We start from the raw sequence: 17129 nt of genomic DNA, 5'->3' as shown, positions 1-17129 counted from the left end.
CCGTTCCGGCGGTCGGCGCCAGGTGTCCTCGGTGGTGAGGGTGCCGGTGGTCGGGGCGCCGGTGGTCGGGGTGAGCACAATGGGTGTCGTGACACCGACGACGGACTACCAGCAGGTTCTGGAACACATTGCCGGGGAGATCGCCCGGACGCCCGGCCGGGGACGGTCCGCCGACTACATCCCGGCGCTCGCCGCCCGCGACCCGCGCGCCTTCGGCATGGCCGTCGCCGAGCTGGACGGCACCGTCCACGGGGTGGGCGAGTGGCGCGAACCGTTCTCCGCGCAGTCCATCACCAAGGTCTTCACCCTGGCCCTGGACCTGGCCCACGAGGGCGACGAGCTGTGGGAGCACGTGGGCCGCGAACCCTCCGGCAACCCGTTCAACTCCCTGACGCAGCTGGAGTACGAGAACGGCATCCCGCGCAACCCGTTCATCAACGCCGGCGCCCTGGTCGTCACCGACCGCCTCCACACCCGCACCGGTGACGCCGCGGGCGAGCTGCTGCGGCTGCTGCGCACCGAGAGCGGGAACCCGGAGCTCGACTTCGACCCGGCGGTCGCCGCCTCGGAGGCCGCGCACGGCGACCGGAACGCCGCCCTCGGCCACTTCATGGCCTCCTACGGCAACATCGACAACCCCGTCCCGCTCCTGCTCGACCAGTACTTCCGCCAGTGCTCGGTCACCGCCTCCTGCGCCGACCTCGCGCTGGCGGCCACCCTCCTGGCCCGGCACGGCGTGCGCGCCGACGGCACCCGGCTGCTGACCCGCAGCCAGGCCAAGCAGGTCAACGCCGTCATGCTGACCTGCGGCACCTACGACGCCGCCGGCGACTTCGCCTACCGGGTGGGCCTGCCCGGCAAGAGCGGGGTGGGCGGCGGCATCATCGCCGTCGTGCCCGGCCGGTGCGCCCTGTGCGTGTGGAGTCCCGGCCTGGACGAACGGGGCAACTCGGTCGCCGGAGTGGCGGCGCTGGACCTCTTCACCACGCTCACCGGGCTGTCGGTGTTCTGACCCACCGGGCCGGACGGGGGTCGGGCGCGGTGCGCCGAGCGGATGAATCAGGACGGCCGCGCAGGTCCTGACCGGCCGTCAGCCGCCCGTATCGGGAGGAAGTTGGCGTAATACATCGTCCATCTGATGGTCGCCGACCCGAATGGAGCGATGTGAGAGCGGTGTTTCAGGGGCTACGGCGACTCGCCACCCCGCACGGCGGGCTGCGCGGCCCGCACCCTGCCCGTCGCCGGGCCCTCGCTGCGGCCGGTGCACTCGTGCTGACGGCCTCCGGGGGCCTCGCGGCACTGACGCCGACCGCCCGGGCCGCTGCGGGCGACGGCTCGGTCACCGTCCGGGTCGTGCGCGAGGTCAACGCGAACGGCAGTTGGGACGGCTCCGCGCTCGAACCGGGCATGAGCGGCGTCACGGTCGAGCTGACCGACGACGCCGGGACGACGGTCTCGGGCACGACCGCGGCGGACGGCACGGTCACCCTGCGGCCCGCGGACACTGCCCTGGCGGGCGGGAAGTACCGGGTCCAGGTGGTGAACCCCAGGCCGGGCGTCCTCTTCCCGGCCTTCGCGGCCCGCGACACCTTCGGCGGCACGCCGGACCGCCTCAGCAGCACGGAGGAGTTCGTCGACCTCTCGAACGGCAGGGACGTCTCGTACACGACGGCGTTCTGGAACCCCGGTGACTTCTGCCAGAAGAACGCCCCGCTGGTCACCGCGTGCGTGCGCGGCGACGTGGCCCCCGCCGAGGGGGACGCCGGGCGGACGCTGGTGACGCTCCCGTACGACGCGCGCGGCGTCGACAGCCGGGTGACCAACCTCGCGACCAAGGCGCAGACGGGCGCCCTGTACGGCATCGGGTACAGCAAGCAGAAGCAGTGGATCTTCAGCGGGGCCCACGCGCACCGCGCCTCCGGGTACGGCCCGTCCGGGGCGGGCGCCGTCTACCTGACCGACCGGGCGACCGGTGCGACGTCGCTGTTCACCGTGGTCCCCGACGCCGGGACCACGGCCCACGACTTCGCCACGGACATGGACCTGGGCTTCGCCCCCGCCGTCGGCAAGGAGTCACTGGGCGACGTGGAGGTGTCGGAGGACGGCGCCGACCTGTACGTGGTCAACCTGCACGACCGGAAGCTGTACCGGTACGACGCGACGGGCCGGACCGCGTCCGCACCGAAGGCGAGCTACGCCGTCCCCGGCCCCGACACCCCCTGCCCGGCGGCCGGGGACTGGCGGCCCTACGGCCTGGGCGTCCAGGACGGGGTCGTCTACGTGGGCGGCGTCTGCTCGGGGGAGTCGACGCAGAAGAGGTCGGACCTGCGCGCCGTCGTGCGGACCTTCGACCCGGCCGCGGGCGCCTTCGGGCCGGTGGTCCTGGACCAGCGACTGGACTACCCCCGGACGAGGTCCAACCGCGACTCCGTCTGCCCGGGAGCGGGCTGGTACCCGTGGCAGGACACCCTCCCCACCTCGCAGGACGACGTCGCGTCGTGCGGGCCGGGCAACATCGCCAATCCGGAGCCCGCGCTGGCGGACATCGTGGTGGACACCGACGGCACGCTGATCCTGGGCTTCCGCGACCGGTACACCGACCAGATCGGACTGAACCAGACGTACGCGGCCGGCAGCGACCTGCTGGCCTCCCCGGCCTCCGGCGGCGCCCTGACCAAGGCGTGCCCGGGGGCGGACGGCAGGTTCGTGATGTTCGAGAACGGCGGCTGCGGCAACACCGGTGCGCGCGGTGACGGGTTCTACGACCAGCACCGCACCGAGTTCCACACCAACGCCCTGTTCGCGGGCGTCGCCCTGTCCAAGGTGGAGACCTCGATCGCCAGCTCCGCGATCGACCCCGTGGAGGCCCTCTTCAACGGCGGCACGGCCTGGACCAACCGCGACGGCACCCGCGAGAGCGGGCTCGGCAACCAGCTGACGGGCACCTTCGGCAAGGGCGGCTCGATGGCCGACCTGGAGGTGCTGTGCGACCAGGCGCCGCTGCAGATCGGCAACCGGGTCTGGTACGACCTCGACAAGGACGGCGTCCAGGACCCCGGCGAGCCGCCCGTCGTCGGCGCGACCGTCCACCTCTACGACAGGTCCGGCACGGTCGTCGGGACGACGAGGACCACCGCGCGCGGCGAGTACTACTTCGACGACTCCGACGTCACCGGCGGGCTGAAGCCCCGCACCGCGTACACGGTCAGGATCGACGAGCCGGCGGACTACGCGTCCGGCGGCCCGCTGTTCCAGTGGGTGGTCACCAGGAACGACGCCGGCGACAACGACTTCGTCGACAGCGACGGCACCGTCCCGCCCGGAGGCAGGTACCCCGAGACCGCCGTCACCACCGGCGGCCCCGGCCAGGACAACCACACCTACGACTTCGGCTACCGCCGGCCCGAGGAGGGGAAGGTGGGCGTGGTCAAGCAGGACCCCGGCGGCAAGCCGCTGGCGGGCGCGGTGTTCCGGCTGTGGCGGGAGAGCAACGGCACCGACGGGCTGCAGACCGGCGGAGCCGCCCCGGACACCGCGGTCGGCGGCCCCTGCACCACCGGAGCGGACGGCGCGTGCACGGCGACCGTCCCGGAGGGGACCTACTACTGGCAGGAGACCGCGGCGCCCGACGGCTACCTGCTGCCGGACCCGGCCGTCTTCGGACCGCTGCTCCTGACCGCCGGCAACTCCGCCGCGGGCGTCAGCACCGTCGCGGTCGACGAGGTGGCGACCGGCTCGGTGGGGGTGGTCAAGCAGGACCCCGGCGGCAAGCCGCTGGCGGGCGCGGTGTTCCAGCTGTGGCGGGAGAGCAACGGCACCGACGGACTGCAGACCGGCGGAGCCGCCCCGGACACCGCGGTCGGCGGCCCCTGCACCACCCCGGAGTCGGGCCGCTGCGAGGAGACCGTGCCGCTGGGCAGGTACTACTGGCAGGAGACCGCGGCGCCCGACGGCTACCTGCTGCCGGACCCGGCCGTCTTCGGACCGCTCGAACTCGGCCCCGACAACCGGACCGAGGGCGTCTCGGTCACCGTCACCGACGCACCGGAGACCGCCCGGCTCCTGCTGCTCAAGAGGAGCCAGGACGACGGCACCGCCCTCACGGGCGCGGTGTTCCGGCTGTGGCGGGAGAGCAACGGCACCGACGGGCTGCAGACCGGCGGAGCCGCCCCGGACACCGCGGTCGGCGGCCCCTGCACCACCGACGCGCAGGGACGCTGCGCCTACGAGGGGCTCCCGCCGGGCTCCTACTACCTCGAGGAGACCGCGGCCCCCGGCGGCTACGTGCTGCCCGCGGACCCGGTCAGCGGTCCCCACGCGCTCACCGCGGCCCACCACGACAGGCCGCTGGAGGTCGTCCGGCTGAACCAGCGGGCCTCCGAACTCCCGCACACGGGAATCGGGTTGCCGGTGACGGCCGGCCTCGCCGCGAGCGCGGCCGCCGTCTGCGGCGGCGTGTTCCTGCTGGCGCTGCGCCACCGGCGCCGGAGCCGCTGACCGAGCGGCCGGGCGCCGGAGCTGGCCGGGTCCGACAGCCTCGTACGGCTGCCGGGCCCGGCCCGCTCCGCGTCCGACCGGGTGGTGCCGCCCACCGCGCCCGGGGGCAGCACCCGGTCGGTGCTCCCGGGCGCGTCATGATGGCGGAAACCGAACCGTGAGAGGTGGGGACGTGGTCGACGTGGCCGACGCGGGCAGGCGCGGACGGGTGCGGTGGTCGGCCCTGGGCATCGCCGTGACCGCGCTGCTGGCCGGGGTCGCGGCGTGGGCGCTGCCCGTACCCGCGCCCGCGCCGGGGCCGCGGCCGGTCACCGTCGAGGAGGCGGCCCGGATGTCGCTGGCCCGCTTCACGACGTACCAGGCCGGTCCGCTGCGGGTCAGGATCGAGGTCCCCGAGGCGGGGCGGACGCTCACCGTCGACGGGGTGGTGGACTACCGGGCGCGCCACGCCGTGGGCGGTTACCGGGCCGGGAGCGGAACGGGCCTGCTGGCCTGGGACCACGCGGGACTGGGGGTGGCCCCCGGGCAGCCGCAGGACCCGCTGCGCGCCGCCGCCTCGATGCCGCCCGGCTCCTGGTCCCCGCGCGCCTACACCGGCGCCCCGCTCGACAGCGCGCTGCAACTGGCCCTCCAGTTGGGGCGGGACCGCCCCGACAACGCCCAGCTCCTCGCCGAACAGGGCCCGCAGTGGCTGCGCAGCGAGCGGATCGACGGGCACGAGTACGACGTCTTCTCCGGACCGCGCCCGCGATCGGCCGCCGACGACGGGCCCTCGCCGCTCACCTACTGGATCGACGGCGACGGCCGACTGCGCCGGGTCACCGTGCGGGAAGCGGGGATCCCGGAGCCGGTGACGGTCGACTTCCCCGGCGGGAGCGCCGACCCGGTCCCCAGCACCCCCTGGGACCGCTGACCCCGGCCCCGTCGGCCCCGTCGGCCCCGGCACCGACGGGGGCCGACGGCGCCGACGGGGACGTCCGGCGCGGGCGGCCGGTGCGCGTGGCCGCCACCGTCACGGTGCGGCTGGCGGGAGGGTGGAGCGGTCCCCGTCGAAGCAGACGGGCAGGTCCGGCGTCGACGTGAAGTGGCCCGCTCCGCTGACCGCGAGCAGGGTGACGCCGTGCGAACCGCCGGTGCCCCATCCGAGTTCGGTGATGCGGTGGCACAGCGCCCTGGCCTGTTCCGGATCGGTGTCGGGGGTGACGCGGACGTCGAGGGCCTTCCAACCGTCGGGGGTCGGGCCGTCGGCCATGAAGGAGAGGGAGCCCTCGGCGATGTGCGGCAGGCAGCGGACCTCCTCCGGGAGCGGCCCCTTCCAGTTGCCCTCGTAGCTCTCGGTGGGGCTCGGCGCGGCGCTGCACGCGGGCCCGGGGGCGCCGGAGACGGAAGCGGGGGCGAGGGCGGAAGGGGAGGCGGGGGCAGGGGCGGAAGGGGGCCCGTCGGCCTGCGGCTCGGTGGCGGTGGTGCAGCCGGTGACGGCGAAGGCTGCCGCGGCGAGGGCCGCGGCGAGACGTCCGGACAATCGTCCTCCTCTGGTCGAGGCCACACCGTACCGGCCGCCGCAAGTCGATCGTCCGGGGCGTCACCTGCCCCGTGCGCGGGTGCCGAAGCGCGGGCCCCTCGGCCCCTCCTCGGCCCCCTCGCCGAACACGGTTGCCCCGCCGGTGCGCGGGGCCGGGGGAGGTCAGAGCTTGCGGAGGAACGAGCCGAGTGACTTCGCCGCGGCGTCGGCCAGGTTGGTGAGGGCCTGGCCGAGCTGGTCCAGTTCGGGGGAGAGGGGGCCCGGTTCCGGCCGGTCGGTGGGGGGCTGCCGGTCCTCGGCCTCGTTCCCGGTGGCCTCGCCCCGGTAGCCGACCGGCCCCTCGTTGACGCGCTGGGACCAGCCGAGGAAGGAACTGCCGTCCTCCGTCAGCCCGATGGAGGCCGAGCAGGCGCGCTGGTCGGTCCAGGCGATCCGGTCGAAGGGGGTGTCCTCGCCCACGGCGAGGTGGATCGTGAGCGGGCCGCCCGGGTGCCAGCGGCCGCCCCAGCCGGCCTGGGTGGAGAAGGTGCGGGTGGCGACCGGGTCGGAGTCCCCGGGGAACGCCTGACGGTCGCTCAGGGTGCCGCGCAGTTCGCACCAGTGGCCGTCGGCGTTCCGGGCGTGGCCGTAGAAGGTGGTCAGCTCCAGCGCGAACTCGACGGACGCCTCCGCGCCGGAGCGCACCCGCCAGTCGAGTCGGGCCGGCATCGCGCCCTCGCCGGAGTCGAGGTGCAGCCGCCAGGGGGCGGCTGGCTCCCACGCCTGCGCGCCCGGGGCCCGGCGCTCCGTGCGGTAGGTCAGCAGCGAGCGGCTCACGGAGTCGGCGAGCCAGGCGCGTTCGGCCTGGTCGCGGTCCCAGACGGGCTCGGCCAGCACCCGGTACAGCCACAGGTGCGAGCGTGCGTCGGCGGAGCTGCGGAGCGTCAGGCGGTTGGTCGCGCCCGGGAGGAGCAGCTCGGCGGGGACGGCGAGGACGAACTCCTGCGGCAGGTCGCCGCCGCCGGGTATGCGGTGGTCGCCGACGACCGTCTCGGAGTTGACGGCGACGTCGAGCGGTGCGAAGCCGGGCCGGGGTCCCAGCTTGGAGACGAGGGCGCGGATCTTCACCGTGAGCTCGTCCGTCACGCCCTCCGGCGGGACGTGGAACTCGATGGTGACCGCGGCCCCGGCGTCGAGCGCGAGGTGGTCGCGTGCGAAGCCGGCCCGCTCGGCGGTGACCACGGCGTTGCCCGTCCGGGGGACGGCGGTGGAGAAGTCGACGAAGACGGGCTGCACGTGGGCTCCTTGGGGCGGCCGCAGGACACGGGTGGGTCGACTCGGGATGATGCCACGGCCCGGTGACGCCCGGCCGCGGTGACCGTTCCGTCCCGGTCGTCCCGGTCGTCCCGGTCGTCCCGGTGCGTGAGGCGGGGGCCGGTCCTCCCCGCCTTCGCGGTCAGGGGTCAGGCCATCTCGACGTAGCGGTGGACCCGGTCGAAGCGTCCGGCTGCCGCGTCCCGGTGGCGGATCACCCAGTGGGCCACGCCGGAGTCCAGTTCCGTGACGTCGTCGCCGCACCTCCAGGTGGCCAGGAGGACCCAGTCGTCGGTGTCCCCGGGGGTGCGGGCGTCGTGGACGGGGTCGTTCTGCGGCGAGACCGGACGGCCGCCGAGCTGGAGGGTCCAGGGCGGGCGGTGGCCGCCGCCGGTCCGCGTCCAGGCGTCGTCGAGCTCCTCGGCGAGTTCGGACTGCTCGTCCTCCGGGAAGTCCCCCCAGCGGTCGAGGGCGAAGCTCTCCGGCATCGGTGCGCTCGGCTGGTGCCAGACGGTCCGCAGTTCGCGCGGCAGGTACGGTTCGCGCGCACCGTCCCCGGAGGGGCTCGGGAGGGTCGGGGTCCCGGCGGGGACGTACAGCACCGCGTCGGGCTCCTGCCGTCCGGGGCCGCGCACCTCGGTGCCGGAGAAGAGGAGCAGGTGGCCGTCGGCGGGCAGCGGGAGGCCGGTCGCGCCGGGCGGCAGGGCCGCGAGGTCGACGGCGGCGACGAAGGGCTCGGACGGCCTCGGCACGCCCTCCGGCAGCCGGGGGTCGCCGCCGATCCGGGCCACGAGGGGGCCGTCACCGCCCTCCGCCAGATACACCGCCGGGCGGAGGGCCCGGATCCACTCCTCCACCTCCTCCGGCGGCAGGCCCTGGGAGGCCGCCTCGGCCCGGAAGCGGTCGGTCCTGTTCGTGTGCGCGTCGGCCATCGGATCATCCTAGCGGGCCTGCGGGCGAGCCCCGGTGGGGGTCAACGTGCTTGCGGGCGCGTCGACTTGGCACCGGCGATCTTGGACGGGCGAGGGCGGCGGCCGAGCCTCGGCGGAGGAGGCCGGGTCGAGGTCTGCCGTGGCGCGGACGGGGTAGGCGGACGCCGGACGTCGGAGCGGAGGAGAGGAGCGGGTCGATGGGGCCGGACGCGGTGGCGCCGCCCCGGCCGGTGCGGCCGGGCGGCGGGGGCTCAGTGCCCCGCGCTGATCGCGGCCGGGTCGACCTGTGGTTCCGGCCGGGGGCGGGAGACCGGCACCACCAGGCCCAGGGCGGTGGCGGTGCCGGTGAGGGCCGCCAGGCGGAGGAGCCGCGGGGAGGGGTTCTCCAGGTGGAAGGTGCCGCCGTCGTCGGTGATCCGCCGACGGGCGCGCAGCAGGGCGCCGAGTCCGGCGCAGTCGCAGAAGGACAGGGCGGAAGCCTCGACGATCATGATGCGGGGGTGGCCCAGGAGGGCCGTGCGGACGGCGGCTTCGACCTCGGGGACGGTGTCCAGGTCGAGTTCGCCGGACAGGCGCAGGTGAGCGACGGTCGCGTGGACGCTGACCGCTGCGGTCAGCTGCGTCGGTGGTGCCGGTTGTTCGGCCATGCAGGCCTCCCTTCACCGGGCGGTGCGCGGAGCACTGCCCGGGACCGCGAGTTGCGGTCCCTCCACCCTAGAGGCAACATTTGTCCTTCGACAACATTCCATGTCCGGCAACGATTTTCGGGTCGCCCCCCGGAAGCGGTGCGGCGGAACCCGGCACCTCAGGCCGTCAGCGGGGCCGGTACCGCCTCGGCGCTCCCCGCGGCGCGGCGGGCCGCGCTGGCCCGGAAGGCGTGCAGCCCCGCCATCAGTGCACCGCGCTCGGCCGGGGACATCCCGTCGAGCACCGCCGCGAGCGCCTGCTCCCGGGCGGTGCGCAGGTCGGCCAGGAAGGCCAGCCCGGTCGGCGTCAGGTGGAGCTCCAGCTCGCGCCGACTGGTCGTGCTGGCCGCGCGCTGCACCAGCCCGGCCGCCTCCAGGCGGTCGCACAGCCGGCTGACCGACGAGGGGCGCGAATCCAGGAGCTCGCTGAGCGTGCGGAGGTTGATGCCGTCGCTCTCCGCCAGCACGTAGAGGACGCGCAGCTGGGACACCGACACGGGCCTGGCCTCCAGCTCGCGCCCGCCGCCCCAGAGCACCTCCAGCAGTTCCACCACCGACGACACGGTCGCCGCGCCGTCGGCGCGGTTCGGGAGCGGGGGGACGAGGACCATGGGTCCATCCTGACACCACCCTCCCGGCCCACCACAACCCGTCGGCACGATCGGCCGACGCCGCAGAGGAGAAGGAGCACCCGGGTGACGGAGAACCTGTCCGCGGTGGAGCGCGCCCTGCGCACCGCCGCCCCGTACGCACTGCTGGACACGGTGCGGGAGAACCTCGTCCGGCTGTACGGCGCGCCATGGGTCGAACTGCAGCTCGCCGACTACAGCCTGACCGTCCTCCAACGGGTCACCGACCTGCCGCACACCACCCGGCCGGTCCCGGTGCACGCCAGCGCCCCCGGACGGGCCTTCGGCTCCCAGCAGCCCTTCACCGAGACCGGGCCGGACGGCAGACCGGCGGTGCTGCACCTGCCGGTGACCGTGCGCGGCGACCGCCTCGGGGTGCTGAGCCTCGGCCTGGACGGCGTCCGCCTCACGCCGCAGCGGCAGGAGGAGCTCCGCGAGATCGCCGAGGTGCTCGGCCACCACCTCGTGGTGGCCGAGCGGGACACCGACCTCTACCTCCAGGCCCGCCGCAAGAACCGCCTCACCCTGGCCGCCGAGATGCAGTGGCAGCTGCTGCCCGCCCGGGCCTGCGCCCGGGAGGAGTACGCCATCGGCGCCCAGTTGGAACCCGCCTACGCCATCCGCGGCGACAACTTCGACTGGTCCGCCACCGAGGACCGGCTCACCCTGACCATCACCAACGGCATGGGGGAGGGCATCGACGCCTCGCTGCTCACCAACCTCGCCGTCAACGCGCTGCGCAACGCCCGCCGGGCCGGCGTCGACATCGCCGACCAGGCCGCGCTGGCCGACCAGGCCGTGTACGGGCAGTACGGGGGCGAGGCGTACGTCTCCGTGCTGCTGCTGGAGTTCCACCTGGACACCGGCCTGGTCGAGATCGTCGACGCGGGCTCCCCGCGACTGCTCCGGCTGCGGGACGGCGCCGTCCGGCACGTCCCCTTCGAGGCGCAACTGCCGCTCGGCCTGGCCGACGGCACCCCGTACCGGGCGCAGCGGGCCCGGGTGGAGCGCGGCGACCGGCTGGTCTTCGTCAGCGACGGCGTGCACGCCGCCGCCTCGGCGTCCGGCGAGGAGTACGGTGCGGCCGGGCTGCCCCGGGCCATCCAGGAGACCCGGCTGCTGCCGGCGGCCGAGGTGCCCCGGGCGATCCTGACCTCCCTCGCCGCCCACCGCGGCGACGACGCCCGGGACGACGCCCTCGTCGTCTGCCTCGACTGGAACGGCCGGCACCCCGCCCCGGCCGACGCCCCGCCCGCCTGAGGCCCTGAACCGGCGGCCGCAGGGCCGGGGGCCGCGGGGCCGGGGGCCGCGGGGCCGGGGCCTCAGGCGTCCGGGGCCTCAGGCGGCCGGGGCCCGGCCTAGGCTGGGGCGCCATGGACTGGCTGGAGCGGGTGGCGAAGCTGAGACGGTGGACGAGCAGCGGCGTCCGGGCGCCGCACAAGCCGCTGCTGCTGCTGTACGCGCTGGGCAGCTACCAGCGCGACGCCGACGGCGACCTGCGCTACAGCGCGGTCGAGGGGGAGTTGAAGCGGCTGCTGGAGGAGTACGGCCCGTCCCACCCGACCACCCCCGCGTACCCCTTCCACCACCTGGTCAGCGACGGGGTCTGGGAGGTCAGCACCGACCGGGGGCCGGGGAGCCCGGGCAGCGGAGTGGGGGTGCTGCGCTCCAGCGGGGCGACAGGGCGGCTGGCGCCGGAGCTGCGGGCGGCGCTGCGCAGGGACCCGGCGCTGCTGGGCCGGTTGGCGCGGGTGCTGCTGGACTTCCACTTCCCGCCGTCGCTGCACACCGAGCTGTGCGAGGCGGTCGGGCTCGACCTCGATCTGGCCGACACCGAGGGCGTGACGGGCGGTGCCCCGGGTGGGCGGGAGCGGGCGGCGCGGCGGCAACGGGACCGGCGGATGCGCGAACTCGTCCTGACCGCCTACGAGTTCCGGTGCGCGTTCTGCGGCTACGACGGGATGCTGGGCGCGAGCGCGGTCGGCCTGGAGGCGGCCCACGTGCGGTGGTGGTCCTACGACGGGCCGGACGAGGTCGACAACGGCCTGTGCCTGTGCTCCCTGCACCACAAGCTCTTCGACAAGGGCGTCCTCGGCCTGGGGGAGGGGCACCGGGTCCTGGTCTCCCGGCGCTTCGTCGGCCGCAGCGAGGCCAGCCGCCGGCAGGTGCTCGCCCTGAGCGGACGCCCCGTCCTCGGCCCGCAGCCGGGCACCCCGCCGATCGCGGACCGGCACCGCGCGTGGCACACCGCCCAGGTCTTCCACGGCGAGCCCCGGCCGTCCGCACCCCCGCTGCCCGTCGGCTGACCGCGGCCGCGTATCGGAAACGTATCCGGACTGCCTGACGTGACCCGGAACGCGGCGCGACCACGGGGTTCACCCTGCTGACCGGGTCCGTGGAGACCTCGCGGCCGGAGGGGCCGGGCCCGAGGGCCTCTGCGCCCACCGTATTGATTGACGAATCGCTTCGAACGTCACCCGGGGAGGGCGCGTTCCCCGGAGGTCCCGTTTCGACGGCGGTTCGACTGCGCTCCATCGGAAGGCGCTCCGGGGCCCCGTTTTTCTGCCTGAAACATTCGAAGAAATATCGCAACTACCGGGGGTCAAAGGCGCGTTGCCTCGGTTACGCTACCGCAGTCCGCCGGGTGGAGCCGGGTCCTGCGGACTTCGAAACTTTTCGAATCGTCCTCGTGACGTGCGCGCCTCCTGGCGTGTATGGGGATGTCATGACCATGCCGGACAGCATGAGGAGAGGGCCGTACGTGAAAACAACCGCACTGCGTCGATGGGCGACCACCACCGTGGCCGTGGCCGCCACCGTGACCCTCACCGTGACGGCCGCCGCGTTCGGCGGAGCCCTGGCCGACCGTGCCGGAGCCGGGTCGCCCGCCGCCGCACAGCACGTTTCCGCGGCGGACGCGGCGGACGCGGCGAACGCGGCGGCCGGGCACGGGCACTGGGTGGACACCTGGACCTCGATGCCGCAGCTGACCGAGCCGGGCAACATGCCGCCGGCCCCGTACACGCAGGACGGCGCGGTGTTCGCCGACACCACGCTGCGGCAGACCGTGCACGTCACCCTCGGCGGCCGCACCCTGCGGCTGCACCTCAGCAACGCGTTCGGCGGCGCCGTCCTGCCCGTGACGGCGGTGTCGGTGGCCCGCCCGGTCGACGGCCGGTCCGGCGCGCGGGCGATCGTGCCCGGCAGCGCGCGGCAGGTGACGTTCGGCGGGCGCCCCGGGACCACGGTGCCGGTCGGCGCGCAGATGGTCGCCGACCCGCTGGACTTCCCGGTCGCCGCGGGCGAGACCCTCACCGTCACGATCTACCTGGCCACCGGCCAGCAGTCGACGAACATCACCTCGCACCCCGGTTCGCGCACCACCTCGTACATGCTGCGCGGCGACCACCTCGACGACGCCGACCTGGACGGCGCGGCCTCGGTCAACCACTGGTACTTCCTGAGCGCCGTCGAGGTGCAGGCACCGGCCACCGACCGGGCGACCGTCGTCCTGGGCGACTCCCTCGCGGACGGACGCGGCTCCACCGACAACGGCGACGACCGCTGGCCCGACCGGCTGCGGGCCCGGCTGGCCCAGCACGCCGACACCGCGGGCACCGCGGTGCTCAACCAGGCCGCGGGCGGCAACCGCGTCCTCAACGACGGCTTGGGCCCCAACGCCCTGTCCCGCCTGGACCGCGACGTGTTCGCGCAGCCCGGCGTCACCTCGCTGATCGTCTCCGAGGGCGTCAACGACATCGGCACCGCCGACGCCACGGCAGCGGCCCAGCAGGCCGTCACCGCGGACCTGATCAACGCGTACCGGCAGATCGTGCTGCGGGCGCACGCCCAGGGCATCCCCGTCTACGGCGCGACCCTCACCCCCTTCGGCGGTCACCAGTACGACGACGCCGCGGGGCTGCGCGAGGCGTCGCGCCAGGCGGTCAACGACTGGATCCGCACCAGCGGGCAGTTCGACGCGGTGCTGGACTTCGATCGCGCCGTCCGCGACCCGCAGGCCCCCCGCCGACTCCGCTCCGACCTGGACGTCGGCGACCACCTGCACTTCAACCCCACCGGCTACCAGGCCCTCGCCGACTCCGTCCCGCTCCGCCTCTTCGGCCCCGGGGCCCGCTGACGGAAGGCGGCTCGCGGGGCGGGCGCGGGCGCAGCGGCTGGTATGACTGGACCATGCAGGAAGAGACCGCACGCTCCGCGATCGACACGTTCATCTCCGCGTTCAACGCCTCGGAGGACAGCTATGTGACCGCCCTGCTCTCCCGGGCCCTGACCTCGGACGTGGTCTTCTGGGGGCCGCTGGGCCGCAGCGAGGGGATCGCCGCGGTCGAGCGGTTCGTGCTGGACCTCCGTCGCCACCCGGCGGGGGCCGGCACGATGGCGCGCTGCTCGGAGGTGGACATGCCGGACGAGTGGGCCCGGTACCGGTGGACCTTCAGCACGCCGGACGGGGGCCTCCGCCTGGCCGGGACGGACGTCGTCCACCTGCGGCGGAGCCTCATCGACCAGGTCATCGTCTTCGCGGGGGAGATCGAGCTGCTCGCCCCCGAGCAGCCCGCCCCCTGAGCCGCCCGTACGCCCGTAAGCCCGTAAGCCCGTAAGCCCGTAAGCCCGCACGCCCGCACGCCCGCGCCACCGGTACCGGCGCGGGCGTGCGGGCGTGCGGGCTTACGGGTGGGCAGGGGTCAGGAACCGGCCTTGCGCTTGTTGTAGACGTCGAAGCCGACCGCGGCGAGCAGCACCAGGCCCTTGATCACCTGCTGGTAGTCGGTGCCGATGCCGACCAGCGACATGCCGTTGTTGAGGACGCCGAGCACCAGGCCGCCGATGATCGCGCCGAGCACGGTGCCGACGCCCCCGGAGGCCGAGGCGCCGCCGATGAACGCGGCGGCGATCGCCTCCAGTTCGAAGTTGATGCCGGCCTGCGGGGTCCCGGCGTTGAGGCGGGCGGCGAAGACCAGCCCGGCCAGGGCGGCCAGCACGCCCATGGTGACGAAGGCGAGGAAGACCACCCGCTTGCTCTTCACGCCCGACAGCTTGGCCGCGGCCTCGTTGCCGCCGATGGCGTAGGTGTGCCGCCCGATGATCGAGTTGCGCATCAGGTAGCCGAAACCGAACAGCAGCACGGCCAGGATCAGCAGCACGATCGGGAAGCCGTGGTAGCTGGCCAGCAGCAGCGTGAAGACCACCACCGCGGCGCTCACGGCCGCCAGCTTCGCCAGGAAGAGCCCCGTCGGCAGGAGTTCCAGGCCGTACGAGGCGGCCTGGCGGCGGCCGCGGACCTCCTGCAGGAGCGCGACGGCGAGGACGGCGGCGCCCAGCAGCAGGGTCAGGTTGTGGTAGTTGGTGTGCGGCCCGACCTCGGGCAGGAAACCGCTGCCGATCTTCTGGAAGCCCCTGGGGAACGGGGCGATCGACTGGCCCTGCAGCATGATCTGGGTGCCGCCGCGGAAGACCAGCATGCCCGCCAGCGTCACGATGAACGACGGGATGCCGACGTAGGAGATCCAGAAGCCCTGCCAGGCACCGGCCGCCGCGCCGATCAGCAGGCAGGCGACCAGGGCCACCGGCCAGGGCAGGTGGTGCCTGACCATCATGACGGCCGCCGCCGCGCCGGTGAAGGCGGCCAGCGAGCCGACCGACAGGTCGATGTGCCCGGCGATGATCACGATCATCATGCCGATGGCCAGGATCAGGATGTAACTGTTCTGCTGGATCAGGTTGGTGACGTTCAGCGGCTGGAGCAGGATGCCGTCCGTCCAGATCTGGAACAGCACCACGATCAGCGCGAGGGCGACCAGCATGCCGTACTGGCGGACGTTGCCGCGCAGCGCCCGGGCGAGGACGTCCCGGACGGACGTCCGCCCGACCGCCTCGGGGGCGGTCTTCCTGGTCTGGGGGGTGGTCCCGGTCTGGGCCATGCGTCACACCTGCTCGTTCTGGGTCGCGGCGCTCACGGTCATGAGGCGCATGAGGGATTCCTGGGTCGCGTCCGCCCGCTGCACCTCACCGGTCAGCCGTCCCTCGGCCATGGTGTAGATGCGGTCGCACAGGCCCAGCAGTTCGGGGAGTTCGGAGGAGATGACCAGCACCGCCTTGCCCTGGGCGGCCAGGTCGGCGATCACGGCGTAGATCTCCGCCTTGGCGCCGACGTCGATGCCGCGGGTCGGCTCGTCGAGGATCAGCACCTCGGGCTCGGCGAAGATCCACTTGCTGAGGACGACCTTCTGCTGGTTGCCGCCGCTGAGCTTGCCGGTCTCCGTGAACACCGAGGGGGCCTTGATGTTCATGGACGCGCGGTAGCGCTCGGCGACCCGGGTCTCCTCGTGCTCGTTGATCCAGCCGCGGCGGGAGACCTTGCCGAGCGCGCCCAGCGAGATGTTGCGGCTGATGCCGTCCGCGAGGTTGAGGCCGAGCTGCTTGCGGTCCTCGGTGACGTACGCGAGGCCGTGGCCGATCGCCTCGGAGACGGTGCGGGTGCGCACCTCCCGGCCGTTCACCAGCACCCGGCCGCCGGTCCACCGCCCGTAGGAGCGGCCGAAGACGCTCATCGCCAGCTCGGTGCGGCCGGCGCCCATCAGTCCGGCGATGCCGACGATCTCGCCGCGCCGCACGTGCAGCGAGACGCCGTCGACCACGTTGCGGTGGTGGTCGATCGGGTGCTGGACCGTCCAGTCCTCGACGGCCAGCGCCACCTCGCCGACCTCCGGGGTGCGCTCGGGGTAGCGGTGCTCCAGGTCGCGGCCGACCATGCCGCGGATGATCCGGTCCTCGGAGACGCCCTCGGGGCCGACGGCGAGCGTCTCGATGGTGCGCCCGTCGCGCAGGATGGTGACGGAGTCGGCGACCCGGGCGATCTCGTTCAGCTTGTGCGAGATGAGGATGCAGGCGATGCCCTGCGCCTTGAGCTCCAGGATCAGCTCCAGCAGCTTGCGGCTGTCCTCGTCGTTCAGCGCGGCGGTCGGCTCGTCCAGGATGAGGAGTTCGACCTCCTTGGCGAGCGCCTTGGCGATCTCGACCAGCTGCTGCTTGCCCACGCCGAGGTCGGCGACCCGGGTCAGTGGGTGGTCGTGCAGGCCCACGCGGCGCAGCAGCTCGCCGGCGTGGGTGAGCGTCCGGTGCCAGCTGATGATCCCGCGGCGGGCGTGCTCGTTGCCGAGGAAGACGTTCTCCGCGATGGACAGGTACGGCACCAGGGCGAGTTCCTGGTGGATGATGACGATCCCGCGCCGCTCGCTGGCGCGGATGTCCCGGAACCGGCAGGGCTCGCCCTTGAACAGGATCTCGCCCTCGTAGGAGCCGTGCGGGTGGACCCCGCTGAGCACCTTCATCAGGGTGGACTTGCCCGCCCCGTTCTCGCCGCAGATCGCGTGGACCTCGCCGGCGGCGACGGTGAGGTTGACGTCCGACAGCGCTCTGACCCCGGGGAAGGTCTTGGTGATCGCGCGCATCTCGAGGACGGGTCCGGCCATGGTGCATCCGTTTCGGCTGGGGGCGGTGCGGGCGCGGCGGGCCTGTCAGGGCGCCGGCCGCGCCCGCACCGCCCGGCTGG

The 17129-nt window shown here is 74.1% G+C and carries 14 protein-coding genes; 7 read left to right on the top strand and 7 right to left on the bottom strand.

Annotated elements, in window-relative coordinates; translation table 11 throughout:
• The first annotated feature begins 88 nt into the window (after nt 1–88).
• The 3 genes from QSK52_RS25215 to QSK52_RS25205 all read left to right on the top strand — a co-directional run bounded on the left by QSK52_RS25215 (nt 89) and on the right by QSK52_RS25205 (nt 5410).
• Nucleotides 89–1012 (top strand): glutaminase, encoded by a 924-nt coding sequence (locus QSK52_RS25215; protein ID WP_435053354.1) that lies wholly within the window; start codon nt 89–91, stop codon nt 1010–1012.
• Nucleotides 1013–1269: 257 nt separating this feature from the next.
• The gene (locus QSK52_RS25210; RefSeq protein ID WP_285738428.1) at nt 1270–4497 is read left to right on the top strand and encodes a SpaA isopeptide-forming pilin-related protein; all 3228 of its coding nucleotides are present in this window, start codon (nt 1270–1272) and stop codon (nt 4495–4497) included.
• Between the two features lie 172 nt (nt 4498–4669).
• On the top strand, nt 4670–5410 hold the full coding sequence (locus QSK52_RS25205) for a hypothetical protein (RefSeq protein WP_285738427.1): 741 nt from the start codon (nt 4670–4672) through the stop codon (nt 5408–5410).
• 99 nt (nt 5411–5509) lie between these two features.
• Here the strand turns inward: QSK52_RS25205 and QSK52_RS25200 are convergent, their stop codons facing one another.
• The 5 genes from QSK52_RS25200 to QSK52_RS25180 form a co-directional block, all read right to left on the bottom strand.
• Complete coding sequence (locus QSK52_RS25200) at nt 5510–6019, bottom strand: hypothetical protein (RefSeq protein WP_285738426.1); 510 nt, start codon at nt 6017–6019, stop codon at nt 5510–5512.
• A gap of 162 nt (nt 6020–6181) precedes the next feature.
• Nucleotides 6182–7294, bottom strand: coding sequence for a hypothetical protein (locus tag QSK52_RS25195; RefSeq protein ID WP_285738425.1), 1113 nt, complete (start codon nt 7292–7294; stop codon nt 6182–6184).
• Between the two features lie 167 nt (nt 7295–7461).
• Entirely contained in the window at nt 7462–8244 is a 783-nt protein-coding gene (locus QSK52_RS25190; protein ID WP_285738424.1) for a DUF1963 domain-containing protein, read from the bottom strand.
• A 251-nt stretch (nt 8245–8495) separates the two neighbouring features.
• Nucleotides 8496–8891: an STAS domain-containing protein gene (locus QSK52_RS25185; protein ID WP_285738423.1), complete on the bottom strand. Its 396-nt coding sequence runs from the start codon at nt 8889–8891 to the stop codon at nt 8496–8498.
• Nucleotides 8892–9049: 158 nt separating this feature from the next.
• Nucleotides 9050–9541, bottom strand: a complete 492-nt coding sequence (locus tag QSK52_RS25180; RefSeq protein ID WP_285738422.1) for a MarR family transcriptional regulator — start codon at nt 9539–9541, stop codon at nt 9050–9052.
• Nucleotides 9542–9625: 84 nt separating this feature from the next.
• Here QSK52_RS25180 and QSK52_RS25175 point away from each other — a divergent pair, with 84 nt between their 5' ends.
• The 4 genes from QSK52_RS25175 (at nt 9626) to QSK52_RS25160 (ending at nt 14143) form a co-directional block, all read left to right on the top strand.
• Nucleotides 9626–10819, top strand: coding sequence for a PP2C family protein-serine/threonine phosphatase (locus QSK52_RS25175; protein WP_285738421.1), 1194 nt, complete (start codon nt 9626–9628; stop codon nt 10817–10819).
• Nucleotides 10820–10932: 113 nt separating this feature from the next.
• On the top strand, nt 10933–11865 hold the full coding sequence (locus QSK52_RS25170; protein ID WP_285738420.1) for a phosphorothioated DNA-binding restriction endonuclease: 933 nt from the start codon (nt 10933–10935) through the stop codon (nt 11863–11865).
• Between the two features lie 425 nt (nt 11866–12290).
• Entirely contained in the window at nt 12291–13697 is a 1407-nt protein-coding gene (locus QSK52_RS25165; RefSeq protein WP_435053353.1) for an SGNH/GDSL hydrolase family protein, read from the top strand.
• 53 nt (nt 13698–13750) lie between these two features.
• Nucleotides 13751–14143 carry a nuclear transport factor 2 family protein gene (locus QSK52_RS25160; RefSeq protein WP_285738418.1) on the top strand — a complete coding sequence of 131 codons (393 nt, stop codon included), beginning with the start codon at nt 13751–13753 and terminating at the stop codon, nt 14141–14143.
• A gap of 119 nt (nt 14144–14262) precedes the next feature.
• Here QSK52_RS25160 and mmsB read toward each other — a convergent pair whose 3' ends face one another.
• Both mmsB and mmsA read right to left on the bottom strand, forming a co-directional pair.
• Nucleotides 14263–15498, bottom strand: coding sequence for a multiple monosaccharide ABC transporter permease (gene mmsB, locus QSK52_RS25155; protein WP_285738417.1), 1236 nt, complete (start codon nt 15496–15498; stop codon nt 14263–14265).
• 3 nt (nt 15499–15501) lie between these two features.
• Nucleotides 15502–17049, bottom strand: a complete 1548-nt coding sequence (gene mmsA / locus QSK52_RS25150) for a multiple monosaccharide ABC transporter ATP-binding protein (RefSeq protein WP_285738416.1) — start codon at nt 17047–17049, stop codon at nt 15502–15504.
• Nucleotides 17050–17129 lie beyond the last annotated feature (80 nt).

This window comes from Kitasatospora phosalacinea, assembly GCF_030268885.1.
In the GTDB taxonomy this organism is placed as follows: Bacteria; Actinomycetota; Actinomycetes; order Streptomycetales; family Streptomycetaceae; genus Kitasatospora; species Kitasatospora phosalacinea_C.
Note: the sequence above shows the minus strand (reverse complement) of the source record. Positions and strands in the feature narration are given on the sequence as shown.

Excerpts from the sequence above, each read along its gene's own strand:
- QSK52_RS25185 (WP_285738423.1), bottom strand. The coding sequence starts at position 8,891 with ATGGCCGAACAACCGGCACCACCGACGCAGCTGACCGCAGCGGTCAGC.
- QSK52_RS25180 (WP_285738422.1), bottom strand. The coding sequence starts at position 9,541 with ATGGTCCTCGTCCCCCCGCTCCCGAACCGCGCCGACGGCGCGGCGACC.
- QSK52_RS25190 (WP_285738424.1), bottom strand. The coding sequence starts at position 8,244 with ATGGCCGACGCGCACACGAACAGGACCGACCGCTTCCGGGCCGAGGCG.
- QSK52_RS25170 (WP_285738420.1), top strand. The coding sequence starts at position 10,933 with ATGGACTGGCTGGAGCGGGTGGCGAAGCTGAGACGGTGGACGAGCAGC.
- QSK52_RS25160 (WP_285738418.1), top strand. The coding sequence starts at position 13,751 with ATGCAGGAAGAGACCGCACGCTCCGCGATCGACACGTTCATCTCCGCG.
- mmsB (WP_285738417.1), bottom strand. The coding sequence starts at position 15,498 with ATGGCCCAGACCGGGACCACCCCCCAGACCAGGAAGACCGCCCCCGAG.
- QSK52_RS25165 (WP_435053353.1), top strand. The coding sequence starts at position 12,291 with ATGCCGGACAGCATGAGGAGAGGGCCGTACGTGAAAACAACCGCACTG.
- mmsA (WP_285738416.1), bottom strand. The coding sequence starts at position 17,049 with ATGGCCGGACCCGTCCTCGAGATGCGCGCGATCACCAAGACCTTCCCC.